Here is a 24,892-nt window from a genome sequence, read left to right as displayed (position 1 = left end):
ATCACGGTACCACTTTTGGGGCCAGAGTGGTACCAGAATGTGGCCGCAGGCGGGTGGTCACCCAGGCGCCCGCCAGGGCCACGGTCGCCATCGCCGCGTACACGGCGGCGAAGGCGGCGGGGTGGGAGGAGGGGGTGGCCGGGGCGGCGGCCGTGGGGTGGGCGGGGGCGATCGCGGCGCCGCCGAAGGCGACGAAGAGGACACCGCTCAGCCCGACCAGGGTGATGTTGCCGAGCGCGTCGGAGACCTGGAGCGAGGAGGAGTTGCTGCCCGCGTCGTCGGGTCCGGACAGCTTCAGCATCAGCACGCTGGCGCTGGAGATGGTCATCCCCATCCCGTAGCCGCCGACCGTCCAGGCGACGGCGACGGTCCACACCGGTACGGAGTCGGCGAGCGCCAGCGGCACCAGGGCGATGGCCGTGGCGATCAGCAGCATGCCCAGACCCATCAGCCGCTCCCGGTACGGCTCCAGCCGGGCCCGGCTCTGGGTGTACGAGCCGAGCGCCCAGGTCAGCCCGCCGCCCGCGAGGGTGAGCCCGGCGGCGGTCGGGGACAGGCCGCGCTGGGTGACCAGCATCAGCGGGACGAAGCTCTCCGCGCCCAGGAAGGCGCCCGCGGCGACCCCGCGCAGCAGCACCACCGACGGCAGCCCGCGGGCGGCGCGGAAGGTGCCCGCGGGGAGCAGGCGCAGCACGCACGGGACGAGCAGCGCGAGCCCTGCGGCGGCCGGGAGGAGGGAGTACCAGGCCAGGTCCTGGGCCGCGTACTGGAGCAGCCCGGCGCCGCAGGCGACGGCCAGCGCGAGGAGGATCCGGCGGCCGTTCACGGCCGCGGAGCGGCCGCCGGGCGGCAGGGTGCGCAGGGCCGGGAGCATCACCGCGAGCGGCGGCAGCACCAGCACCGGGATGGACAGGAACACCCAGCGCCACCCGGCCTGTTCGGTGATCGTCCCGGCGACGAGCGGCCCGACGATGACCGGCAGCACCCACGCGGCGGAGAAGGAGGCCAGCACGGCGGGCTGCAGCCGTGGCGGATAGGCCCGGCCGACGACGACGTACAGGGCGACGATCACCAGGCCGCCGCCGATGCCCTGGACGGCGCGCCCGCCCACGAACATCCACATCCGCTGCGCCGTCCCCGCGATCAGCAGCCCCGCGCCGAACGCCACGATGCCGCTGAACAGGGGCGTGAGCGGGCCCTTGCGGTCGCACCACTCCCCCGACAGCGCCATCGCGAACAGGCTCGCGGTGAAGTAGGCGGAGAAGGCGTAGGCGTACAGCTCGACGCCGTCCAGGGCGCGGGCCGCGATCGGCATGGCGGTGGTGACCGCGCTCGCCTCGAAGGCGATGAGGGAGACGACGGTGACGATGCCGAGGGTCAGCGCGCGGTGGCGGCGGCCGAGGATGGTGTCGCCCGCGCGGTCCGGTGCGAGGCCGGTGTCCGGCTCGGCCGTGCGCGCGGGGGTGCCGAGGCCGGCGTCGGACGGGTCGAGAGCGGTCATGCCGGTCAGCGTAAGAGCCGTGGCACGGTGTGGCACCTGTCGGAAGTCGTGGTCCGCCTCGGCCATCGGACGTACGCCGTGGGTCAGGTGGTGAGCAGCACGCCCGCGTACGAGACGCCCGCGATCACCACCCAGGCGCACAGGCCCAGCGCCGCGACGCGGGCGCCGGTGCGGGTGAGGGAGGGGAGGTGGACCGCGCTGCCGAGGCCGAAGAGGGCGGCGGCGAGGAGGAGTTCCTGGCCGGTGGCGGCGGTGTCCAGCGCGGCGGCGGGCAGCAGGCCGGTGCTGCGCAGCGCGACCATGCAGAGGAACCCGGCGACGAAGAGCGGCACCAGCGGGGGCCGCCGGGCCGCCGTGGTGCGGCGGGCTCCCGCCCGGGCCCGTACGGACACGGCGAGCGCGGCGACGAGCGGGGCGAGCAGCGCCACCCGCATCAGCTTGACCAGCACCGCTTCCTTCAGCGCCGCGGGCCCCGCGGTCTGGGCCGCCGCCACGACCTGGCCCACGTCGTGGACGCTCGCGCCCACCCAGCGGCCGAACGGCGCGTCGCCGAGGCCCAGGGGGTGCTGGAGCAGGGGCAGGACGGCGATGGCGAGCGTGCCGCACAGCGTCACGAGCGCGACGGAGGTGGCCACGTCCTGTTCGTCGCTGTCGGACACCTCGCCGACCGCGCCGATCGCGGACGCGCCGCAGATGGAGTAGCCGGTGGCGATCAGCAGCGGCTGGTCGCCGCGCAGCCCCATCCGGCGCCCGAGCCACCAGGTGCCGCCGAAGGTGGCGGCGACCACGCAGAACACCATCGCGACGGTGGCCCAGCCGAGGCCGAGGACGTCGTCGAGGCTGAGTTTCAGGCCGAGCAGCACGATGCCGAGCCGCATCAGCCGCTTCCCGGCGAGGGTGAGCCCGGCCCGGCAGCGGCCCCGTACGAGCCCCCGGGTGCCGGGCAGGTGCGCGGCGCCGATGCCGAGCACGACGGCGGCGGTGAGCAGGGGCACGGCGGGCAGGGCCCGGTGCACGCCCCACGCGACCGCGACCCCGCAGGCGGCCAGCCCGAGCCCGTACGCGGCGGCGGGCAGCCGGGGCCGGGGAGGCGCCGCGGTGGACGGACCGCTCGCCCCGGTCAGGGCCCTCGCCCCGGTCACCGCCATGCCGTCACCTCGGCGGCGTCCGCGCGCCGGGACCCGGTCACAGCTCGTCCGCCACGGGGGCCTCGTACACCCGTCGTACGCTGCTGCCGAGCCGCACGATGTCCGCGCCGTAGACGTGGATCGAGATCGCCTTCGTGCCACAGGCGTTCCACACCCTGTGGATATCTCCGGGCGGCGCGAAGCCGCAGACCGCGCCCCGCGGGTTGATCACGTCCTCCACGGCGACCAGCCGGGAGGCCGCGCCGTCCGGGACGAGGCGGTAGCGGCGCTCGTGCTCCTCGCCCTCGTGGACGCCGGTGACGCACCAGGACACATGGTCGTGGACCGCGGTGCGCTGCCCGGGCAGCCACACCAGGGCGACGACGGAGAAGCTGCCGTCGGGTTCGGCGTGCAGGACGTGCTGGCGGTAGCCGTCCGGGTCGCCCTCGCGCTGGGCGGGGGTGAGCAGATCGGGCGCGCCGAGAAAGGGGGCGAGGCGTTCGCCCACCAGATAGGCGGTCACATCGGGCGGCAGGCCGCGTCCGACGGCCTCGCGGACGCCGTCGACGAAGGCGCCGAGGGGGGCCGTGACACGAGAGGACGGATACGCGGTGGTCATATGGGCAGCGTGCGGACGGACCGTCCATCACGTCCAACGACAGATTGTTGGCCGGGGGCCAACCTCCGCTTATATATCGCGCCTTGGGATCGGCCCCCGGCGGGCCGTCAGCAGCCGACCCGGTTCGCGGCCACGGTCTTCAGCTCCTCCAGCACCCGCGCCGTCGCCGGGATCTCCAGGTGCTCCCGCAGGACGTACGCGGAGACCCGGCGCCGCGACGCCGGGTCGAGGGCCCGCCCGGTGACCCGCTGGTGGCACAGGAACGACAGCACCAGGCCCGGCATCATCGCGACGCCGAGCCCGGACGCGACCATGCTCTGCACCACCAGGTTGTCGTCGGTGGTGAAGGCGATGTCGGGCGCGAAGCCCTGCTCGGCGCATTCGTGCAGGAAGTTGGCGCGGCAGCGCAGGCATCCGGCGATCCACCGCTCCCCGCTCAGCTCGGCGAGCTTGACCGCGCGCCGCCGGGCCAGCGGATGCCCGGTCGGCAGCAGGACCGTCAGCTGGTCCTCCATCAGCGGGATCTCGACGAGTTCGGGAGGCGTCTCCTCGCGCAGCCCGGGATAGGTGAAGGCCAGGGTGATGTCGCATTCGCCGCGTACGACGCGGTCGAGGGAGTCCGGCGGCTCGCCCTCCAGCAGGTCGACCCGCACCCCGGGGTGGACGGCGGCGAGGCGGGCCATGGCCTCGGGGATGAGGGTGGCGTTGGCGCTGGGGAAGGCGCACACCCGCACCCGTCCGGCGCGCAGCCGGGTGATGGCGTTCATCTGCGCCTGCGCGGCGGAGATGGAGGAGAGGATGGTGTCGGCGTGCCGGGCGAGCGTCTCCCCCGCCTCGGTGAGCCGCATGCCGCGGCCGACGCGGATGAACAGCGGGCTGCCGACGGTGCGTTCGAGGGCCTTCATCTGCTGGGTGATGGCCGGCTGGGTATAGCCCAGCTCGCGGGCGGCGGCCGAGTAGGAACCGGCGCGGACCACCTCGTGGAACGTCCTGATGTGCCGGGAATCGAACACACGGACATCATAGAGGGTATCCATAAGCGCGTTTTGGGGGAACGGAACATCTCCCCTCCCGGCGCTTTTGAGTCACCGTGCCCCTCCCGCCCCTCCCGTTGCCTCCGATCTCCGCGGCCACATCGCCGACGCCCCCGTGATCAGGCAGGCTGGCCCTATGCCGCACTACACGTCGTACGACCAAACGGAGCTGGCCTACCGCGTCCTGGAGGCCCGCGACGGGTCCGCGCGGCCCCCGCTGATCTGCCTCGCGGGCGGGCCGGGGCGGAACGCCGCGTATCTGGGGGACCTCGGCGGCCTCGACGCGCACCGCACCCTGGTCATCCCCGACAGCCGCGGCACCGGGGACTCGCCGCCCGTCGCCGATCCCAGCGGCTACGCGTTCCCGGGTCTCGCCGAGGACCTGGAGGCGCTGCGCCGCCACCTCGGGCTCACCCGCTTCGCGCTGCTGGCCCACGACGCGGCGGCGGCCACGGCGCAGGCGTACGCGGCGGCCCACCCCGAGCGCCTGACCCATCTGGTCCTGGTCTGCCCGGGCGCCCGGATGCAGGGCGAACTGCCCGAGGACGCCCGGGAGATCTTCGAGTCGCGCGCCGACGAGCCGTGGTGGCAGGACGCGTACGTGGCGATCCAGATGCTGCCGGACACCACCGACCTCGCCGAGGTACGGGAGCTGCTGCTGCGGGCCGCGCCGATGGCCTACGGCCGCTGGGACGAGCCGCAGCGGGCGCACGCGGCGAGCGAGGGCGAGCAGCTGAACCCGGTGCCGCGCGCGGGCTTCTGGCAGGGCGTGGACGAGGCGGGCCGTCTCGCGGTGCTGGCGCGGCTGCGCGAGGTGCCGTGCCCGGTGCTGGTGATCACCGGTGACCGGGACGCGGTGACCGGGGTACGGGCCGGGGAGCTGGTCGCGGAGTCGTTCCCGGCCGGCCGCGCCCGGCCGCTGCACGGCGTGGGGCACTACCCCTGGGTGGACGAACCGGAGCTGTTCGGCCCGGTGGTGGAGGACTTCCTGGAGCACCCGCACGCCCCGGGCCGCCCCTGACAGCCCGTGTGTGAACGGCGTATGTCAGTCGTATGGCAGCGGCGGCCGAACCGTTGATGCCCCCTGAACCGCTCCGTATGGTCATCAGTACGAGCACGACATTGGCCGTGTGCCCGAGTGGTTCAGGGGCTCGCCTGCAAAGCGAGTTACGTGGGTTCGAATCCCGCCACGGCCTCCATCACCTCGGTCAGGCAAAGCAACAGGGCGGCACCCGGGAAGGGGTGCCGCCCTGTTGTTCAGAGCCGCATTCAGTCGTTGCCCACTTCGAGCAGCCAGCCATCGCTCTGCTCGGTGCACATGAAGCCGTCCGTCTGACCGTTGTTCGTCAGCTCCGCGCCCTTGTCCATGCATGCCTGGTGGCTGGGGAGGCCACGGTATTCATCCGCTGCCTGCGCCGACCCCATGCTGATCGTGGCGGCCGCCGCCATACCGGCCAGGACGACAGCTGCCTTGCTGAGCTTCTTGCGCATATCCTCGCTCCTCCGAAGTGTTTCCGTGGACGATTACCACGCTGCCCGACCCCACTAATGGATCACTAAGTGATCGCTAACGTTCCGCGCAGGGCCCACGACGAGGACGGCCCGCCCGAGCGATCCCACCGGGGGCACACCATGAACTACCGGAAACCCTCTGGACACATAGGTCTTACGAGGCGCATGCTCAGACTCGCGAACGGCGTTCACACAACTGGCCGCCTGACCTTTTTCACATTCTCCCCACTGAATGGTCTCCGATTCCCCGCAGTGAGCGCGTTTTCGGCGCATAGGGTCACCGTGGTGCCTGCAGTCCCGCGATGGAGAACCCGCCGTGACTGAACAGGCACCCTTTGTTTCGACCTGCGATCCTGTGTTCCGTCTGGGGGAAATGTGCAGCCCGCCGTACCGGCCACCCGTCTGCCACTGTCGACCGGCCAGAGCGAGATCTGGTTCATTCAGCAGCTGGAGCCGCCGGAGAGCACGACGTTCAAGGTCGGCGAATACCTTGAGATCCAAGGTCCGATAGACACGGCGATATTCGAGCGGGCACTGCGTCAGGCGGTCCTGGAAGCCGAGCCGTACAACGTCCGCGTCGGCGAGGACGACGGAGTGCCCTGGCAGGTCCTCGACCCGGTGACGGACTGGGAGTTCCCCGTCCTCGACCTCGGCGGCGAGCCCGACCCGCACGCCGCCGCCGTCCGCTGGATGAAGCACGACCTGGCCACCAAGCTGGAGCTGGACGACCACCCGCTCTTCTCGTTCGCCCTGCTCAAGCTGAACGACGACTGCTTCCTGTGGTACCAGGGCAGCCACCACATCGTGTCCGACGCGGGCAGCGCCGCCCTGCTGGGCCGGCGCACCGCCGAGATCTACACCGCGCTCACCGAAGGCACCGACCCGGCCGCGGGAGAAACCGTCTTCGGGTCCCTGCGGACCCTGCTCGACCGGGACGAGGAATACCGGTCGTCGGATGATTTCGCCAAGGACCGCGCCTACTGGACGGAACACTTCGCGGATTCCCCGGAACCCGCCCGGCTTTCCGGCCGCCCCGGCGACGACCTCTCCAGCGTGCTGCGCGAGACCGCGTACCTGACCGAGGCGGAAGCGGTCGAGCTGCGCGCCGCCGCACGGAAATACGCGACCCACTGGTCGGCGATGATTATCGCGGCGACCGCCACCTATCTGCATCGATTGACCGGTAAATCCGACATCATTCTGACGCTGCCGGTCACCGCCCGGACCGATGCCACCCTGCGCGGCATTCCCGGGATGTTCGCCAATGTGGTGCCGCTGCGCATCCAGGTGCGCTCGGATATGCGGATACGGGATCTGGTGCGGAAGGTCTCCCGGGAAGTCCGGCAGGCACTGCGCCATCAGCGCTACCGCCATATCGACCTGGCCCGGGATCTCCACCTCCCGGACGGCGGAAACGGCTTCCTCGGCCCGCACGTCAATATCATGACGTACGACTACGATTTCGACTTCGCGGGACATCGCGTCGTCGGGCACAACCTGTCCAACGGAACCGTCGAAGACCTCTCGATCATGGGATACGACCGCTCCGACGGCACCGGTATCCGCATCGACCTCAACGCGAACTCCAACCTCTACACCGCCGACGGGCTCATCGCCCACCGCGAGCGGTATCTGCAACTCCTGCGCACCCTCGCCGACACCTCCGACAAGGAGCGCACCGTCGGCGGCATCGAGCTGCTGTCCGCAGAGGAGCGGCGGCGCGCGGCCGAGGAGTGGAACGACACCGCGCACGCCACCTCGGGCACCACCCTGCCCGCGCTGTTCGCGTCCCAGGCCGCCCGCACCCCGGACGCCGAGGCCGTCGTCTTCGGCGGCACCCGGCTGAGCTACGCCGAGCTGGACCGCGCCGCCGACCGGCTGGCCCACCGCCTGATCGAGCGCGGCGCGGGGCCTGAGCGCACCGTCGCCGTCGCCCTGCCCCGCTCCCCCGAGCTGGTCATCGCCCTGCTGGCGGTCCTCAAGTCGGGCGCCGCGTATCTGCCGCTGGAGCTGGACTACCCGGCCGACCGGCTGGCGTTCATGCTCGACGACGCCGCGCCCGCGCTCCTCGTCACCCGCGCCGAGGACGCCGACGAGCTGCCCGCGGCGGACGGCGTCGAGCGGCTGCTGCTGGACTCCGCGCCGGTCTCCGCGTACGGCACCACCCCGGACGACGCCGACCCGTACGCGGAGACCGGCGCGCCGCGGGTCGCGCTGGACCCCGAGCACCCCGCGTACGTCATCTACACCTCCGGCTCCACCGGCCGCCCCAAGGGCGTGCTGGTCCCCCACCGCGCCATCGTCAACTGCCTGGAGTGGATGCGGGGCAGCCACCCCCTCACCCCCGAGGACCGGCTGCTGCAGAAGACCCCGGCCGGATTCGACGCCTCGGTCGCGGAGTTCTTCTGGCCGCTGGTCAGCGGCGCCACCCTGGTGCTCGCCCAGCCCGGCGGCCACAAGGACCCCGCGTACCTCGTGCGCACCGTCCGCGAAGAGCGCATCACCACGCTCCAGTTCGTGCCCTCCATGCTCCGCGCGTTCCTCGCCGAACCGGATGTCGCCGCCCAGTGCGCCGGCAGCCTCCGCCAGGTGTTCTGCGGCGGCGAGGCGCTGCCGCGCGAGACGGCCGACCGCCTCCACAGCCTGCTGCCCGGCGTGCCCCTGCACAACGTGTACGGGCCCACCGAGGCCACCGTCGACATCAGCGCCCACACCTGCGAGCCCGGCGCGACCGGCCCGGTCCCGATCGGCGCCCCGGTGTGGAACAGCCGGCTGTACGTCCTGGACTCCGCCCTGCGGCACGTCCCCGCCGGGGCCGTCGGCGAGATCTACCTCGCCGGGCCGCAGCTCGCCCGCGGCTACCACGACCGGCCGTCGCTGACCGCCGAGCGCTTCGTCCCCGACCCGTACGGCCACCTCTTCGGCGCGCCCGGGGCCCGCATGTACCGCACCGGCGACCTGGCCCGGCGGCTGCCGGACGGCGGCGTCGCCTACCTGGGCCGCTCCGACGACCAGGTCAAGCTGCGCGGCTTCCGCATCGAGACCGGCGAGGTGGAGGCCGCGCTGCGCGCCCTGCCGGACGTCGCCGAGGCCGCGGCCGTCGTCCGCGAGGACCAGCCCGGCGACCAGCGGCTGGTGGCCTATCTGACGGCCGAGGGCGAGGCCGCGCCCTGCGTCGCCACCGCCCGCGAGACGCTGCACCGCGATCTGCCCGAGCACATGGTGCCCACCGCGTTCATGGTGCTCGGCACGCTGCCGCTCAGCCCCAACGGCAAGCTGGACCGGGCCGCACTGCCCGTGCCGTCCCACGAGGCCGCCCGCGGCGGCCGCGCGCCCCGCACCCCCCGCGAGGAGACGCTGTGCGCGCTGTTCGGCGAGGTGCTGGGCGTTCCCGACGTCACCATCGACGACGACTTCTTCCTGCTCGGCGGCCACTCCCTGCTCGCCTCCAAGCTGGCCAGCCAGGCCCGTACCGCCCTGGACACCGAGCTGTCGATGCGTGACCTCTTCGAGGCCCCCACCGTCGCCCGCCTGGTGGCCCGCCTCGACGCCGCCACCCCCGCCGGCGCGCCCGAGCCGCAGCCGCTCGACATCCTGCTGCCGCTGCGCGGCGAGGGCGGGCGCCCGCCGCTGTTCTGCGTCCACCCCGGCGGCGGCCTCGGCTGGTCCTACACAGGGCTGATGCGCCACCTCGCCCCCGACCAGCCCGTCTACGCCCTCCAGGCGCGCGGTCTGACCGAGCCCGACGTGCTGCCCGCCAGCATCCCCGAGATGGCCGCCGACTACCTGGACCAGATCCGCACCGTCCAGCCCACCGGCCCGTACCACCTGCTCGGCTGGTCCTTCGGCGGGCTCATCGCGCACGCCATGGCCACCCGGCTGCAGAGCGAGGGCGAGGAGGTCGCCGCCCTCACCGTCATCGACGCCTACCCCGACAACGACCTGGCCCTGCCGGACCTCCCCGAGCTGAGCAAGCGCCAGTGGCTCGGCGTCCTCCTCGACGACATCGGCGGCGGCGACATCTTCGCCCCCGGCTGGCTCGCCGCCCACCCCGACGGCGTCGACGACGGCGACCGGCTGGCCGCCGACCTCAGCCGCGAAACCGGCCTGCCGGAACGGCTCCTGGAGGGCGAGCACAGCTTCCCGCTGCTCGACATCTTCCTCAACGACCAGGAGCTGATGCGCAAGTTCGCCCCCGGCCGCTTCGAGGGCGACATGCTCCTCTTCACCGCCGACGAGGAGATACCCGGCTACCAGCGCGACGCCGCCCACGTCCCGCAGGCCTGGCAGCCGTACGTCTCCGGCGCCCTCAAGATCCACGGCATCCCGGCCCACCACTACCACCTGCTGCGCGAGGAAGCCCTGGCCCTGATAGGCCCGGCGGTGGCCCAGGCCCTGGACACCCGCTGACCCCGGCGGCGGGGCACCCCCGACCGGCGCCCCGCCGCGGGCCCGCCGCCCGGCGTTCGGCGGACACCGAACCGATCACCGTCTAGCGTCGGGCCCATGAATCTTCCCTCATCCGGAGAACGAGGAGTGACCGCGTGACGCCGTGGGAAATGGTGGCCGTCTTCGCGGCGGGTGTGGGCGCGGGCGGGATCAACTCCGTCGTCGGGTCCGGGACGCTGATCACGTTCCCCGTGCTCCTCGCCACCGGCCTGCCGCCCGTCACCGCCACGGTGTCCAACGCGCTCGGCCTCATCCCCGGCTCCATCAGCGGCGCCATCGGCTACCGCAAGGAGCTGCGGGGGCAGGGCAAGCGGGTGCTGAAGCTGAGCGCCGGGGCCCTGGTCGGGGGGCTCGGGGGCGCCGCGCTGCTGCTGACGCTGCCCAGCACGGCGTTCGAGCGGATCGTGCCGACGCTGGTGGGCCTGGCGCTCGTCCTGGTCGTGCTCCAGCCGCTGATCTCCAAGAGGACGCGCGCCCGCCGCGAGGCGAGGGCGGAGGGCTCCGCCCGGCGGGACGTCGGTCCGCTGCTGCTGATCGGGCTGACGCTCGCCAGCGTCTACGGCGGCTACTTCGCCGCCGCGCAAGGCATCATCTACATGTCCCTGATGGGCATGCTGCTCGACGAGCCGATGCAGCGCCTCAACGGCATCAAGAACGTCCTCGCCGCCGTCGTGAACTCCGTCGCCGCGCTGTTCTTCCTCTTCGCGGCCCACTTCGACTGGACGGCCGTCGTCCTCATCGCGGCCGGCTCCGCCCTCGGCGGCATGACGGGCGCCGCGGTGGGCCGCCGCTTCAGTCCGACCGCGCTGCGGGCGCTGATCGTGACGGTCGGGACGGCGGCGATCGTGCAGCTGGTGCTGCGGTGACTCACCGCAGGGTGATGGTGTTGCCCGTGACGAGACCGGCCGCCTCGGACGTGAGGAAGACGATGGTCTCCGCGACCTCGGCCGGTTCCGCGACATGGAAGTGGGTGCCGCTCGACGCGACGAACTCCCGCACCTCGTCCGTCACCCAGCCGGTGTCGGTCACCGGCGGATGCACCACGTTGGCCGTGATGCCGAGGTCGGCCAGCTCCACGGCGGCGGACAAGGTGTAGTTGGTCTGGGCCGCCTTCGCGGCGCCGTAGGAGACCTCCCCGGGGAAGCCGAGGTCCCCGCCCGACGTCAGCCCGACGATCCGCCCCCACCCGGCGCCCCGCGCCCGGTGGCGCCGGGCCAGCTCGCCGATCAGCAGCGCCGGGGCCATCGCGTCCACGGCGAACTGCCGCGACCAGGTCTCCGCGGTGACGGGCTGGAGCGGCCGTCCGAACCGGTCGGCCGGGTCCGGGGTGAAGGTGTCCTGCACCCATCCCGAGGCGTTGTTGATCAGGATGTCGACCGGGCCCAGGTGTTCCTCGGCCCGGTCGAAGAGGGCTCCGGGGGCGGCGGGGTCGCTGAGGTCCGCCTCGAAGGCGGCGGCCCGTCCGCCCGCTCGGCGGATCTCCTCCGCCACCTCCTCGCCGCCCGGCCCGAGGTGGGCGCAGAGCACCGCGACGCCGCGAGCGGCCAGCGCTCCGGCGGTCGCGGCCCCGATCCCGTGGTTCGCTCCGGTCACGATGGCGACATGGTCCGTCCGCGATGTCTCCCGCATGCGGACAGGACTAGCAAACGCACGCGGCCCGGCGAAACCGATTATTCAAGCACGCCAGCGAGGTGTTAGTGGTGGGTTAGCCGATCAACAGCGGTGGCGGACAGGGTTGTTCCAGACGCGGAACGCGCCGCCGAGCGCGCACCGCGTCCCCCGACGCAACTCGACCATCCCTGGGGATCCCATGCCGCGCACCGCTCTTCGCCGCACCCGCACCGTCGCCGTCGCCTCGCTGGTCGCCGCCGCCGCGCTCTCGCTCACCGCCTGCCAGGGCGACGGGACCGGGGCCAGGGCAAGCTCGCCGTCGACCGACGGATCGGGCGGCTCCGGTGGGGACATCGGCAGCAAGGCGGGCGGCTCCGGCGGCTCCACGGCGGCGAGGGCCTGCTCCGGCGACCGGTTGAAGGCCGCCTGGTCGAACTTCGAGGGCGGCCCGGACATGGAGTACGACGGGCAGCAGACGGCCCGCGTGGTGCTGCGGAACACCGGCTCGGCCGACTGCGTCATGGCCGGTTTCCCCGGCGTCCAGCTCCGGGCCGCCACCGGCGAGACGTGGGACCTGCGGCGCACCGACGACACGCCGCGGACCGTCCGGCTCGACGCCGGCGGCCGGGCCACCTTCGACATCACCTTCCTGGCGTCGACCCGCGACGACGACAGGAAGTTCAAGCCGGCCCAGGTGCTCGTCACCCCGCCGAACGAGCGGCGGAGCATCCCGCTGGACTGGCCCTACGGCGGCGAGCTGCTGGACCAGGCGGCCGCCACCCGCCCGGGGACCTTCGTCGGCCCGGTCAGCTCGCCGGAGTAGGCCCGCCCCGGGGCCCCTACGTCCGGTTGACCACCGCCGCCTGGGGGCGGATCGGGAGGCGGTTGACCGGGCGGCCGGTGGCGGCGCGGACGGCCGCCGCGACCGCCGCCGGGGAGGTCACGACCGGGACCGCGCTGGCCGGCTTCGCGCCGAAGGGGGCCACCACGTCGCGCTCCTCGACCAGTTTGACGATGTGGATGTCGGGGACGTCCACGGCGGTCGGCAGCGCGTAGCCGGTGAGGTCGGGGTGACGGATGACGCCGCGCGAGGTGCGCAGGTTCTCGGTGAGCGCCGCGCCGATGCCCTGGGCGACGCCGGACTCGATACGGGTCCGCAGCTGGCGCGGGTTGAGCACCCGGCCCACGTCCTGGGCGACGGTCATCTCCACGACCCGGACCGCGCCGATCTCGATGTCGACGTCCACCACGGCCCGGACCGCGCAGAAGGCGAGGCCGACGAAGGCGTCGCCCTGGCCGGTCTCGTCGAGCGGTTCGGTGGGGTGGGGGCGGCATTGGGCGGTGGCCCACAGCTCCTTGCCCTCGAGGGCTTCCTCGACGGTGGTGCTGAGGACGCCGTCGTACGAGGTGATCTTGCCGTCGGCGATGGTCAGCAGCTCGGTGGACATGCCGAACTTGTGCGCCAGCGGCTGGAGCAGCTGGGTGCGGACCATCTTGGCGGCGCGCTCGACCGCGCCGCCCGAGACCCAGGTGTGGCGGCCGCGCGAGGCGGGACCGGCCGGGGGCTGGTCGGTGTCGACGGGCGCGACGTGGACCTCCTCGATGCCGAGGACGTCCTGCACGATCTGGCGGGCCAGGGTGGTGAAGCCCTGACCGGTCTCGACGGCCGCGCAGATGACGGTGGCGACCGGGCCGGTGACCTTGACGGTGGCGGTGGACACCTCGTCGGCGCCCTCCGCGCCCAGCATGTGCACCATGCCCAGCGCGTAGCCGACGCCGCGCCGCACGGCGGCCGGGTCGCCGGCGCCCTCGGGGCCGCCGGGCAGCAGCCAGTCCTCCTCGGGGTCGTCGGCGGGGAGGGCGGGCAGCGGCGCGTCGTTGACGGCCTGCAGCAGCTCGGCGACCGGCGCCGGGCAGGTGACGGTCTGTCCGGTGGGCAGCAGATCGCCGGTGGCCATGGCGTTGCGCATCCGGATCTCGACCGGGTCGAGGCCGAGCTTGGCCGCCAGCTTGTCCATCTGGCCCTCGTACGCGGCGCACACCTGCATCGCGCCCTCGCCGCGCACATGGCCCGACGGCGGGTTGTTGGTGCGGACCGCCCAGCCCTCGATGAAGGCGTGCGGGACGACGTACGGGCCGCAGGCGAACGACACGGCGGCGGCCAGCGTGTCGTGCGAGGAGTCCGCGTAGGCGCCCGCGTCCAGCAGGATCTGCGCCTCGATCTTCACCAGCTTGCCCTGCGCGTCCGCGTGGTGGCGGTAGCGCAGCAGGGTCGGGTGGCGGTGGGCGTGGCCGAGGAAGGACTCCTCGCGGGTGGCGGCGAGCTTGACCGGGTGGCCGGTGCGCAGCGCGAGCAGCCCGAGCGGCAGCTGCATGCCGGGGTCCTCGCGCTCGCCCATGGCGCCGGGGACGCCGGTGACGACGACCTTGACGCGCTCCGGCTCCAGACCGAAGCAGGCGGCGGCCAGATCGCGGTCGGCGTGCGGGTCGGTGGAGGCCGTGTAGATCTCCACGCCGCCGTCCGGGCGCGGTACGGCGAGGCCCGCCTCGGCGCCGATGGGCGCCGGGTCCTGGCGGCCGATCCGGTACAGGCCCTCGACGATGACCTCGCCGATGACCTCCGGGTCGCCGAAGGACAGCGGGATGTGGCGGACCAGATTGCCGTCGGGGTGCAGCGGTTCGGCGGCGAACGCCTGCTCGGGGTCGGTGACCGGCTCCAGCACCTCGTACTCGACGGCGATGGCGGCCGCGGCCAGCCGGGCGGTGTCGGGGTGGTCGGCGGCGACCGCGGCGATGGGCTCGCCGTGGTGGCGCACCAGGTCCTTGGCGAACACCGGCCGGTCGGCGACCCGGCGGCCGTGCGAGGCGTCACCGGGCACGTCGGCGTGGGTCACCACGGCGTGCACCCCGGGCATCCCGGCGGCCGGGGAGGTGTCGATGGAGACGATGCGGGCGTGCGGATGCGGTGAGCGCAGCACGGCGGCCCACAGCAGCCCCTCGGCCCACAGGTCGGCCGCGTACGGGAAGGTGCCGGACGCCTTGGCCGTCACGTCGGCGGGCTGGAGCGACACACCGAGCCCCATGTGGGGCGGTGGCGGGACGGGCGTTCCGGCGGAGGGGGTTGCGGTGACGGCTCCCGCGCCGTCCGCGATTCCGGTCATGCCGATGCCCTTCCCATACCGCTGCCGTTGCCGCCGTCGCCCCGGTTCCCGGTGCCGGGCGGGCCCGCCTGGCGCGGGATGCGGGCCGGGTCGTGTGCCGCCGCCTCGTCCTCCGCGGCCTCCGCGGCCCGCGCCGCCTCCTCGGCCGCCTCGCGGGACGCCACGACCTCGCGCACGGCGTCGACCACCCCGCGGTAGCCGGAGCAGCGGCACAGGTTGCCGCAGAGCGCCTGGCGGGTCTCCTGGTCGGTGGGGGCGTGGTTGCCCTCCAGGAGGTCGTGCACGGTCATGGCGAGCCCGGGCACGCAGAAGCCGCACTGGACGGCGCCGCACTCGGCCAGCGCGCGCTGGACGTCGGAGGGCTGGCCGTCCTGGCCGAGGCCCTCGACCGTACGGACCTCCGAGCCCGCGGCGGTCGCGGCGGGCACCAGGCAGGAGGCGACGAGCCGCCCGTCGACCTGGACCGAGCAGGCGCCGCACTCGCCCTGCGAGCAGCCGTCCTTGGCGCCCGCGAGGCCGAGCCGCTCGCGCAGCACGTACAGCAGCGACTCGCCGATCCAGGAGTCGGTGACGGGCCGGTCGGCGCCGTTGACGTGCAGCACGTACGACGCCTGGGGGTGCTCGCTGTGGGCCGGGTCCAGCGGGTCCGGGGCGGCTGCCTGGTCCGTGTCCTCGGCGGGGGCGGGAAGGGGCTCGGCGGGGGCGTCGGCGGCCTCGGGGGCGTCCGCCGGGGCCTCGGCCGGGGCGGACCGCTCCGGGGCGTCCGTGAACGCCTCCTCGGCCGTGGCCGGTTCGGCCTCGGGCATGGGCTCGGTCATGGGCGTCATGGGCTCTGCCATGGGACCGGCCGGAGCCTCGACCGGAGCCTCGGCCATGGACCCGGCCTCGGGCCCGTCGGGGGCCGGGCTGCCGTGCGGCGGGGTGTGCGCGCCGGTGCCGTCGGTGAACTCGCCGTGCCAGGCGGCCTCTTCGGGCAGGACGCCGTTCGCCGCGGGGCCCGCGTGCCGGTCGTCGTCCCGCTCCGGCTCCCGTTCCCGTACGAACGCGCCGGAGTCCCCGGCCGCCGCACCGTGCCAGCCGTGGCCGTCCGTGCCGTGCGGCGGAGTGCCGTGCGGCGGAGTGCCCTGGGCCGGGATGCCGTTCGCCGGGGTGCCGTGGGCGGGCGTGCCCTGGGGCGGGGTGCCGTGGGGCGGGGTCGCCGGGCCGGAGTGCTCGCGCGCCGTGTCGTCGTCGGGCATGCGCAGCGGGCGGCGCGCCGGAGCGCCCTGCCGGGCGGCCGGGCCGGGGTGGCCCTCGACCGCGTACTCCCCGGAGTCCTCCACGCCCTCGTCGGCCGCCGGGACCGACCACTGGCCGCTGTGTCCCGTCTGGTCGGCATGTCCCTGGTCGACGTGCGGCTGCTGGTACGGGGCGGCCTGCTGCTGCCGCGCGTTACGGCCGAACGGCAGCCGCAGCTGGGCGGTCTCCTGCGGATCGCCGAGGTCACCGGGATCGCCGGGGAGGACCGGACCGGCCGGGCCGCCGTGACCCGCCTGGGCTCCGTACGGCGGGGCCGCCGGGCCGGGGTGGTCGTCGACCCGGTATTCGCCGGTCTCCTCCACGCCCTCGTCGCCCGCGACCGGGATCGTCCACTGGCCGGCCTGCACCGGGGTGCCCTCGCCGTGGGACGCGCCCTCGGGCAGCGGCCAGTCGTCGACCGGCTCCTCGGTGCGCACCGGCCAGTGACCGGTGTGCGGCACGTGTCCGGTGTGGCCCGAGGGGTCCTCGGCGGGCGCCGGCCACTGGGGGGTGCCGTGCGGTTCCTGGTGGCCGCCGTACCCGTAGCCGCCCGAACCGCCGGTGTCCGTGTGCGGCATGGTCCAGTGCCCGGTCCCGGAGTGACCGGAGTGACCGGAGTGGTCGTGCCCGGGCGTGTCGTACGGGCCGCCGTGCCCCGCGGGCTGCCACTGGCCGCCCTGCGACGGCGCGCCGCCCTGCGCGGGCACGCCGGGCACCGGCGGCGGGGTGTAGCCGGTGCCGGGTGCGGCGAGCGGGTCCCAGCCGGAGTCCGGGTCGCCCGGCTCCGGGAACTGGAAGTCGGGCGGAAGCTGGACGAAAGCCGTCGACTCCGCGTCGTACTCCGGGCCGTGCGGCATCGGCTGCCACCCGCTCCCCGGGTCCGGCCGGTGCGGCTGCTGTTCGTCACTCACGCGAGTGCCCTCCCCAATGCTCGGCGGGCCAGGGCTGCCACCGTACGCCTCAGATGGATCGCCGCGGGCGGCAGGGGGACCGGTTCGGAACCGTCCTCCGGTGGCGGCTGGTCGGGGATGCACGCGGCGGCCACGTATTCGCCGAATGCCGTGGTGACCTGCGGATCGAGATGGCCGCGGTCGCCGTCCCAGTCGATGAGCGAGGCGACCCAGCGCTCGGCCTCCAGCGGCCGCAGCGGCATCGGCGCGACCGCCCCCACCGCGCAGCGCACCCCCCGGCGCGCCGGGTCGAGGACGACGGCGACGGACGCGGTGGCCCGGCCGGGGCCGGTGCGCCCGGTGGCCTTGAGGAAGGCCTGCGGAGCGTGCAGCAGCGGAACCCGGACGAATCCGACGAGTTCACCGGGGCTCAGCATCTCGACCCCGGCGAGCAGATGACTGACCGGGATCTCGCGGCGCGCGCCCTCGGGTCCGGCGATGACGAGGGTGGCCTCCAGGGCGGCGAGCACCGGCAGCGCGTCGCCGGTGGGGGCGGCGCTGACGATGTTGCCGCCGAGCGTTCCGGCGTTGCGGATCTGCGGGGGGCCCGCGGCGCGCGCGGCCGCGGCCAGGGCCGGGATGAGGGCCGCGAAGTCGGGGCGGCCCATCCGGGCGTGGGTGAGTCCGGCGCCGAGCAGGGCGTGTCCGTCCAGGTAGCGCCAGCCGCGGATTTCGCTGATCCGGCCGAGCCCGACGAGCGCGGCGGGCCGCAGCAGGCCGGAGTTGACCGCGGCCATCAGATCGGTGCCGCCGGCGACGGGCACGGCGGCGGGCATGGCGGCCAGCGCCGCCACGGCCTCATCGAGCGAGCCCGGCAACGTCACCGTGTGCGCCGCCTGCGGTGCGTGCGTGGTCAACCCAGCTGCCCCTTCCCCGGTGTCCCGGCTGTTGCGCCGTACGGTACGTGCTCACAGCCCGGACGTGGCAACTCTGGCACATCTCGCACGCCTGCCGTCGCGAGGGTCCAGGAAGCATGGTTCCGTCCGTGACCTGGGGGATGGTACGGGTTTCGGGTGACGTCTCCGTCGAGTGTGGATTGCCACGTTTCAGGGACCCTTGTGCGAACTTGCGTAACGGCCGGACGTCCACCGTCCCAGGGGCGGGGCGCGGGGGCGAGCGCCTTGCGCCGGGCTCACACGATCGGGGGCGATCCCTCGATCGGACGTCCGAGCAGGCCGGGGCGGCGCTGCCAGGGGCGCGGACCGGAGGGCGGGCGGTAGCTCACGCCCAGCGCGTCCAGACGGGCGTAGTGTGCTTCCATGCGCCCCTCGAATTCCGCGAAGTCCCGCTCAGGGGGCGGCGGAAGGGCGGACCATACGACTTCGGCGAAGGCGGCGAGGCGGGGGAAGGTCTGGTAGTCGATCCGTCGCCGGTCCTCCATCACCTCGGTCCAGACGTTGGCCTGCGCGCCCAGCACGCGTTCGGCCTCGGCCTGGTCGAGCTGCGGGGGAACCGGCTCGAAGCGGTAGACGTCCTCCAGGGTGCGGACGTAGCCGATGGGGACCGGCTCGTCCTCGCCCGGGGCCTGCCGGTGGTCGAAGTAGACCTGTTGTTCGGGGCACATGACGACGTCGTGGCCGGCCCGGGCCGCGGTGATGCCGCCCGCGTAGCCGCGCCAGGAGGAGACGGCGGCGCCGTCGGGCAGCGGGGCGTCGGGCGCGCCGCCCTCCAGGATCTCGTCCCAGCCGATCAGCCGCCTGCCGCGGGCGCCGAGCCAGTGGCCGAAGTGGCGGATGAACCAGCTCTGCAGCTCGTCCTCGTCAGCCAGCCCCAGCTCGCGCATGCGTTCCTGGGCGGCCGGGGAGGCCTTCCACTGCTCCTTGGGGCATTCGTCGCCGCCGAGGTGGACGAACGGGCCGGGGAACAACTCCAGCACTTCTTCCAGGACGTTCTCGAAGAAGCGGAGCGTGCTGTCGGTGGGGGAGAGTACGTTCGGATTGATGCCCCAGGTGGTCCAGACTCCGAGGGAGGCGGTGTCGATGACGTCCGTGTTGCCCAGTTCCGGGTAGGCGGCGATGGCGGCCTGGCTGTGCCCGGGGATGTCGATCTCCGGGACGATGGTGATGTGGCGTTCGGCGGCGTAGGCGACGATCTCGCGGATGTCGTCCTGGGTGTAGTAGCCGCCGTGGGGGCGCTCGTCCCACAGCGGGGATGCGCGGTGGCCGAGCTTGGTGCGCGTCCGCCAGGCGCCGGTCGCGGTCAGTTCCGGGTAGCGGCGGATCTCCAGCCGCCAGCCCTGGTCGTCGGTCAGGTGGAGATGGAGCACATTGAGCTTGTGGGCGGCCAGCAGGTCGACGTAGGCGAGGACGCCGTCCTTGGGCAGGAAGTGGCGGGCCACGTCCAGCATCATTCCGCGCCAGGCGAAACGCGGCGCGTCCTCGACGTCGAGCGCGGGCAGGGACCATTCCCGCCGGTCCGGGTCGATCGGCGCGCGCCGGAAGGCGTCCGGGCCGAGCAGCTGGCGCAGCGTCTGGGCGCCCCAGAACAGGCCGGGCTCGCCGCCGCCCCGGAGGACCACCGCGCGTCCGTCGATGACGAGGCGGTAGCCCTCGGGGCCGAGCCGCGCCCCGAGGGCGGGGTCGATCTCCAGCGCGATGGGGTCGCCGTCGCCGGTGTGGGGCGCCAGCGGCAGCCCGGTGGCGGCCCCGACGGCGGCGCGCAGCCAGCGGGCCACGCGCTCGGTGCCGGGCCGGGCGTCGAGCCGGGTGTGCTCGTCCAGTACGTGGCCCCGGCCGCCGCCGGGGGTGGGGGCGGCCCGCAGCGGGGCGGGCAGGAGGCCGGGCTGCCGGTTCATCACGTCAGTCCTTTACCGCTCCGCCGAGGCCGGAGACCAGGCGGCGCTGTACGAGTACGAAGAAGATCAGCACGGGGATGGTCATGATGGTGGACGCCGCCATGATGCCGCCCCAGTCGTTGCCCTCGTCCTTGAAGAAGACCAGGAGCGCCATCGGGAGGGTGGAGTTCTCGGTCGCGCTGATGATGAACGACTTGGCGAACAGGAAGTCGTTCCAGGCGGAGATGAAGGAGAAGACGCTGGTGGCCACGAGCCCGGGGAGGACCAGCGGGAACAGGATCTGCCACAGGAAGCGGGAGCGGCTGGCGCCGTCCAGATAGGCCGCCTCCTCCAGCGATTCGGGGACGGCCTTCACGAAGCCGCGCAGCATCCAGATGGCGAACGGCAGCGAGAAGGCGATGTGCGGCAGGATCAGCGAGCCCAGCGTGTTGAGCCCGACCCCGGGCACGGCGTCGCCCAGATCCCGCATCAGGAAGAACATCGGGATGGTCAGCGCCTCGATGGGCACCATCTGGGCGACCAGGAACATCACCAGCAGTGTGGTGCGGAACCTGAAGCGGAAGCGAGTGACGGCGGTCGCGGCGAGGAAGGCGATGAGGCCCGAGGCGACCACCACCGCCCCGGCGACCAGCAGGCTGTTGAGGAAGTAGCGGCCGAAGTCGTGCTGTTCGAAGACGCGCCGGAAGGAGTCCAGCGAGGGGGCGGAGGTCCACGGCCGGGGGTGGGCGGAGCGGATCTCCCCGGCCGGTTTGAACGCCGAGAGCACCATCCAGTAGAGCGGGAAGGCGACGACGACGGCGACGGCCAGGGCGGTGACCTCGGCCGCGAGCCGCCAGGGGCGGCGGATGAGCGGTGCGCGGCGCGGCACGGCGGCGCTGGTGGCGGCCCTGGGGTGGGTCACAGTTCTTCTCCCTGCCGTCGCAGCAGCCGCAGATAGACCAGGGTGACGGCGAGCAGGATGAGCAGCATCACCACGCCGATCGCCGAGCCCAGCCCGTATTCGGAGGAGGCGAACGCCTCCTGGTAGGCGTAGACGTTGAGCACCATGTTCTGGCCCGCGGTGCCGCCGCCGTTCGTCATGACGTAGATCTGGGTGAAGACCTTGAAGTCCCAGATGATGGACTGGATCGTCACCACGACGAGGATCGGCCGCAGCATCGGGGCCATGATCCCGCGCCAGATCCGCCAGGCGGAGGCGCCGTCGAGGGCGGCGGCCTCCAGCACCTCCCCCGGGATGGCCTTGATGCCCGCGTACACGGTGACCATCACGAACGGGAACGAACACCACACGATCTCGAACAGCACCAGGGCGAAAGCGCTGTAGCGCTCGTACGTCCAGGAGTAGTCGTGGAAGCCGGAGAGCCCGAACCACGTCAGGACCCGGTCGACGGGGCCGTAGTCGGGGTCGAACAGGAACAGCCAGACCGTGGAGCCGGTGACCGCCGGGGTGGCCCAGGCGCCGAGCGCGGCCAGCATCAGTGCCAGCCGCGGGATCGCCCGGACCCGGGTGAGCAGCACCGCGAGCGCGCAGCCCACCGCGAGGGTGGAGACGACGCACACGGCGGCGAAGACGACGGTGGCGAGGGTGACGCTCCAGAACTCGCCGTCGCGGAACAGCTCCGCGTAGTTGGCGAAGCCCTGGAAGCTGGTCGGCTGTCCCCCGCTCACCTGGGCCTGGGTGTACTCCAGGAACGAGATGAGCCCGAGCTGGTAGATGGGATAGATCAGCAGCCCGCCGAGGACGACGAGGGCCGGGGCGAGGTAGAGCCAGGGCGTCCGGCTCCCCCGCCCGGCCCGCCGCCGGGCACCGCGCGCGGTGCGCCGGGGCGGCTGTTTCCGGGCCGGTTCCGGCCCGGCGTGCTGGGTGATGGTCCCCGAGGTCACTTGCCGAATGCCTCGTCCATCTTCTTCGCCGCCTCGGCGGACGCGGCGTCGACGCTCTTACGGCCGCTGATGATCTGCTGGAACATGGTGGGCAGCACGAGCTGGGAGTCGATGGCCGACCAGCCGGGCGACGCGGGCACGAACGTGGAGCTGGTGTCCAGCGTCCTCACGAAGGGCTTGACGAACGGGTCCTTGCTCGCGATGTCCCCGCGCACATCGGTGAAGGTGGGCAGGAAGCCCATGGCGTCGTACATCTTGGCCTGGGTCTTCTTCCCGGCCAGCTGCTCCAGCAGGTCGATGGAGAGCGTGCGGTGGGTGCTGCTCTTGAGCACGCCGAGGTTGTTCCCGCCCGCGAACGCCGGGGCGATGCTGCCTTCCTTGACGCCGGGCAGCGGCACGACCGCGTACTTGCCCTTGACCGACCCCGCCTCGATCGCCTGGTGGTTGAAGTCGCCGCCGATCGTCATGCCCGACTTGCCCGCGGCGAAGGCGGCGACGCTGTCGTTGCCGCCCCACTGGGCGCACTTGGCGGGCGGGCAGTTGTCGTCGGCGATGAGCGAGGTGTAGCTCTTGATGCCCTTCTTGGCGTCGGCGCTGTCGATGGCCGCCTCGTACTCGTTGGAGCCGAACGAGCCCTTCTCGGTGGCCAGCTCGCCGCCGTTGGCCCAGATGAAGGGCAGCGCGCCGTAGGTGTAGGCGCCGCCGACCGATATGCCGTAGAGATCGGGCCGCCGCTCGCGGATCTTCTTCGCGGTCGTGATGAGTTCCTTCTGGCTGGTGGGCGGCTTCAGGCCGAGGTCCTTGAAGACGTCGGTGCGGTAGTACAGCGCCCGTACGCCGACGAACAGCGGCACGCCGTACACCTTGCCGCCGACCGTCACCGAGTTCTTGGCGGTGGAGTCGGTGTTCGACGACTCGTCCCAGGCGCCGAATTCCTTGCCGATGTCGGCGAGTCCGCCGTCCTCCACGTAGCCCGCCGTGTCGGTGTTCCCGTACTCGATGATGTCGGGGGCGCTCTTGGGGTCGTTGAAGGCCGCCTTGATCTTCTGCGCGCGGGTGTCGATGGGGATGTAGGTGACGTCGACCTTGACCCCGTCGTGCTTCTTCTCGAAGGCGGACACGACGCCGTCGACCACGCGTTGCTTCGGCTTGTTGTCGACCTCCTGGAAGAGCCAGACGCGCAGTTTGCCGCTCTTGTCGTCTTCCTTGGCGCTGTTGTCAGAGGTGGAGGGGGCGCAGGCGGTGACGGTGAGCCCGGCGAGGATGAGCGCCACGGCGGGGGCGGCGACGCGACGCGAGAGGGGGAGGGGGCTGGAGAGCTTCATGGAAACGCACCCTTGAGGAGGGCGTTGCATACCATGCAACGCGTGTTTCGCACAGCACAATATGCGGCAGGCTAGGGAACGTTCCGGATCCGGACAAGAGGTCTTGACCAATCTTGTGCCGGGGAAATCGGGGCCGGATGAACCGGGCCCCGGCAAGTCGTGCGCACACAGGGGAAGTCGTGCGCCGGGAAGGCCGTCGGCTACGAGCGCGTCAGCTTCTCGCCCGGGTAGGCGGGCTCAGGATACGGCACGGCCTCCACCCGGGCGCCCGCCGCCGCCAGCCGCTCCACCACCTGACCCCAGTCCGGCCAGGTCTTCTCGATCCGCCCCAGGATGCGGGCACTGGGGGCGAGGACGATCTCACAGCCGGGGTCGTCCGCCCACTCCAGCAGCCGCGGCAGACCCGGCTGCGCGGCCGACACCACACAGCTGCCCGCGGGCCGGTAGCCGCGCTCCTCGGCGAGCCGCCCGCACTGCTCCAGCTGGGCGTCCCAGTTCTTCTCGAACTGGCAGTAGAGCCCGGCGCCTTCCGCGTCCGGCTCGTCGACCTCGCGCGCGCCGAACACCAGATACGCCGCCCGCGGCGCTCCGTCGTGCTCCGCCGCGTCCGCCGCGCCGTTCCCGGCCGCGTCCCGTAACCCGTTCTCCGTACGCCCGCTCATGGGCCGACCCTACTGGGATCAACCGCCGCGCGACACGGGGCCGGACAGCACGGCACGTCCGACCCGCGGCCCCATCTCGGGCCACGGGTCGGACGTGCCGTCTGCGCGAAGCTCCGGCGCGGGCGGGGAGGCTACTTCTTGCCGTCGCCGCCCTTGCCGTCCTTGCCCTTGTCGCCGCCGGCGCCCATGCCCTCGAAGATCTCCTTGCACATGGGACACACCGGGTACTTCTTGGGGTCGCGGCCAGGAACCCAGACCTTGCCGCACAGTGCGACGACGGGAGATCCGGAGAGCGCGCTCTCCATGATCTTTTCCTTCTGTACATAGTGGGCGTAGCGCTCGTGGTCGCCGTCACCGTGCGACACCTGAGGTGTCGGCTCAACGAGGGTCCCCGTGCCTGCCCCGCGCTCGGGCTCAAGAGTGCTCATACAGCCCTAGGGTACTCATGCCCGCGACGCCCGGCGGGCGCACGCCCCGGCCGTCCGCCGGTCCCGCACCGCCCACAGATGCCTGGCCAGACCGAGGGCGGCGACCCCGGCCGCCGCCCAGGGCAGCACGGCCCCGGACAGCCCCGCCGACAGCGCGGCGCCGCCCAGCGCCGAGCCGACGGCGCTGCCCAGGTACAGCGCCGAGTTGTTGAGGGCCGGCGCGACGGTGCCGCACTCCTCCCTCACCGCCAGCAGCCGGTGCTGCTGCGGAACCTGGAGCGCCCAGCCCGCGGCGCCCCAGATCACCAGCGCGGCCGCGGCGAGCGGCGGTACGGGGGCGAGGACGGGCAGCACCGCCTCGGCGGCCGTGACCACGGCCATGATCAGCCCGACCAGCGTCGCGACCCGGCCCGCGGCCCGCACCCCCTGGCGGGGCGCTTCTACGCGATGGCCCTGGCCGGGGGCTAGGGGGTGTCGTGTGGATCAGGCCGGATCAGCGAGCGGCGTCTGGTGCAGGGGGCACCTCCCAGCGGTAGCTGGGGGAGCCTCGCAACCCG

General features: G+C 73.1%; 20 protein-coding genes and 1 tRNA gene. 5 read left to right on the top strand and 16 right to left on the bottom strand.

The window, feature by feature from the left end; translation table 11 throughout:
• Position 1: 1 nt before the first annotated feature.
• The 4 genes from ABZ562_RS34370 to ABZ562_RS34355 form a co-directional block, all read right to left on the bottom strand.
• Positions 2–1,501, bottom strand: coding sequence for an MFS transporter (locus tag ABZ562_RS34370; RefSeq protein ID WP_361487416.1), 1,500 nt, complete (start codon positions 1,499–1,501; stop codon positions 2–4).
• Positions 1,502–1,584: 83 nt separating this feature from the next.
• Positions 1,585–2,649 (bottom strand): putative sulfate exporter family transporter, encoded by a 1,065-nt coding sequence (locus ABZ562_RS34365; protein ID WP_361487414.1) that lies wholly within the window; start codon positions 2,647–2,649, stop codon positions 1,585–1,587.
• A gap of 37 nt (positions 2,650–2,686) precedes the next feature.
• Positions 2,687–3,247 carry a cysteine dioxygenase family protein gene (locus tag ABZ562_RS34360; RefSeq protein WP_055555390.1) on the bottom strand — a complete coding sequence of 187 codons (561 nt, stop codon included), beginning with the start codon at positions 3,245–3,247 and terminating at the stop codon, positions 2,687–2,689.
• Positions 3,248–3,354: 107 nt separating this feature from the next.
• Entirely contained in the window at positions 3,355–4,260 is a 906-nt protein-coding gene (locus ABZ562_RS34355; RefSeq protein WP_361487412.1) for a LysR family transcriptional regulator, read from the bottom strand.
• A 157-nt stretch (positions 4,261–4,417) separates the two neighbouring features.
• Between ABZ562_RS34355 and ABZ562_RS34350 the strand changes: the two genes are divergently transcribed.
• Both ABZ562_RS34350 and ABZ562_RS34345 read left to right on the top strand, forming a co-directional pair.
• The gene (locus ABZ562_RS34350) at positions 4,418–5,302 is read left to right on the top strand and encodes an alpha/beta hydrolase (RefSeq protein ID WP_361487410.1); all 885 of its coding nucleotides are present in this window, start codon (positions 4,418–4,420) and stop codon (positions 5,300–5,302) included.
• 103 nt (positions 5,303–5,405) lie between these two features.
• Positions 5,406–5,480, top strand: a tRNA-Cys gene (locus tag ABZ562_RS34345).
• A 70-nt stretch (positions 5,481–5,550) separates the two neighbouring features.
• On the opposite strand, the gene ABZ562_RS34340 is transcribed toward ABZ562_RS34345, so the two are convergent.
• Positions 5,551–5,772, bottom strand: coding sequence for a hypothetical protein (locus ABZ562_RS34340; RefSeq protein WP_361487407.1), 222 nt, complete (start codon positions 5,770–5,772; stop codon positions 5,551–5,553).
• 396 nt (positions 5,773–6,168) lie between these two features.
• On the opposite strand from ABZ562_RS34340, the gene ABZ562_RS34335 reads away from it, so the two are divergent.
• The gene (locus ABZ562_RS34335) at positions 6,169–10,203 is read left to right on the top strand and encodes an amino acid adenylation domain-containing protein (protein WP_361487405.1); all 4,035 of its coding nucleotides are present in this window, start codon (positions 6,169–6,171) and stop codon (positions 10,201–10,203) included.
• Between the two features lie 134 nt (positions 10,204–10,337).
• Positions 10,338–11,108: a sulfite exporter TauE/SafE family protein gene (locus ABZ562_RS34330; RefSeq protein ID WP_361487403.1), complete on the top strand. Its 771-nt coding sequence runs from the start codon at positions 10,338–10,340 to the stop codon at positions 11,106–11,108.
• Position 11,109: 1 nt separating this feature from the next.
• Here the strand turns inward: ABZ562_RS34330 and ABZ562_RS34325 are convergent, their stop codons facing one another.
• A complete protein-coding gene (locus ABZ562_RS34325) occupies positions 11,110–11,835 on the bottom strand; it encodes an SDR family oxidoreductase (protein WP_361487402.1) in 726 nt (241 codons plus the stop codon).
• Between the two features lie 217 nt (positions 11,836–12,052).
• Here ABZ562_RS34325 and ABZ562_RS34320 point away from each other — a divergent pair, with 217 nt between their 5' ends.
• Complete coding sequence (locus ABZ562_RS34320) at positions 12,053–12,676, top strand: DUF4232 domain-containing protein (RefSeq protein WP_361487400.1); 624 nt, start codon at positions 12,053–12,055, stop codon at positions 12,674–12,676.
• 16 nt (positions 12,677–12,692) lie between these two features.
• Here ABZ562_RS34320 and ABZ562_RS34315 read toward each other — a convergent pair whose 3' ends face one another.
• From ABZ562_RS34315 to ABZ562_RS34270, 10 genes are all read right to left on the bottom strand, one after another.
• Positions 12,693–15,014, bottom strand: a complete 2,322-nt coding sequence (locus tag ABZ562_RS34315; RefSeq protein ID WP_361487397.1) for a molybdopterin cofactor-binding domain-containing protein — start codon at positions 15,012–15,014, stop codon at positions 12,693–12,695.
• A complete protein-coding gene (locus tag ABZ562_RS34310; RefSeq protein WP_361487395.1) occupies positions 15,011–17,203 on the bottom strand; it encodes a 2Fe-2S iron-sulfur cluster-binding protein in 2,193 nt (730 codons plus the stop codon). Before ABZ562_RS34310 ends, ABZ562_RS34315 begins: the two co-directional genes overlap by 4 nt.
• Positions 17,200–18,099: an FAD binding domain-containing protein gene (locus ABZ562_RS34305; protein ID WP_361487392.1), complete on the bottom strand. Its 900-nt coding sequence runs from the start codon at positions 18,097–18,099 to the stop codon at positions 17,200–17,202. Before ABZ562_RS34305 ends, ABZ562_RS34310 begins: the two co-directional genes overlap by 4 nt.
• A 275-nt stretch (positions 18,100–18,374) precedes the next feature.
• On the bottom strand, positions 18,375–20,036 hold the full coding sequence (locus ABZ562_RS34300) for a beta-N-acetylhexosaminidase (RefSeq protein ID WP_361487390.1): 1,662 nt from the start codon (positions 20,034–20,036) through the stop codon (positions 18,375–18,377).
• Between the two features lie 4 nt (positions 20,037–20,040).
• Positions 20,041–20,937 carry a carbohydrate ABC transporter permease gene (locus ABZ562_RS34295; protein ID WP_361487387.1) on the bottom strand — a complete coding sequence of 299 codons (897 nt, stop codon included), beginning with the start codon at positions 20,935–20,937 and terminating at the stop codon, positions 20,041–20,043.
• Positions 20,934–21,905: a sugar ABC transporter permease gene (locus ABZ562_RS34290; RefSeq protein WP_361487526.1), complete on the bottom strand. Its 972-nt coding sequence runs from the start codon at positions 21,903–21,905 to the stop codon at positions 20,934–20,936. Before ABZ562_RS34290 ends, ABZ562_RS34295 begins: the two co-directional genes overlap by 4 nt.
• A gap of 11 nt (positions 21,906–21,916) precedes the next feature.
• The gene (locus tag ABZ562_RS34285; protein ID WP_361487384.1) at positions 21,917–23,245 is read right to left on the bottom strand and encodes an extracellular solute-binding protein; all 1,329 of its coding nucleotides are present in this window, start codon (positions 23,243–23,245) and stop codon (positions 21,917–21,919) included.
• 200 nt (positions 23,246–23,445) lie between these two features.
• Positions 23,446–23,907: a hypothetical protein gene (locus ABZ562_RS34280; RefSeq protein WP_361487381.1), complete on the bottom strand. Its 462-nt coding sequence runs from the start codon at positions 23,905–23,907 to the stop codon at positions 23,446–23,448.
• Between the two features lie 131 nt (positions 23,908–24,038).
• Positions 24,039–24,335: a DUF3039 domain-containing protein gene (locus tag ABZ562_RS34275; RefSeq protein WP_079038663.1), complete on the bottom strand. Its 297-nt coding sequence runs from the start codon at positions 24,333–24,335 to the stop codon at positions 24,039–24,041.
• 15 nt (positions 24,336–24,350) lie between these two features.
• Positions 24,351–24,758: a hypothetical protein gene (locus tag ABZ562_RS34270; protein WP_361487378.1), complete on the bottom strand. Its 408-nt coding sequence runs from the start codon at positions 24,756–24,758 to the stop codon at positions 24,351–24,353.
• Positions 24,759–24,892 lie beyond the last annotated feature (134 nt).

This window comes from Streptomyces sp. NPDC019937 (assembly GCF_040631655.1).
Classification (GTDB): Bacteria; Actinomycetota; Actinomycetes; order Streptomycetales; family Streptomycetaceae; genus Streptomyces.
The sequence above is the reverse complement of the archived record's forward strand: the minus strand, read 5'-3'. Positions and strand labels throughout refer to the sequence as shown.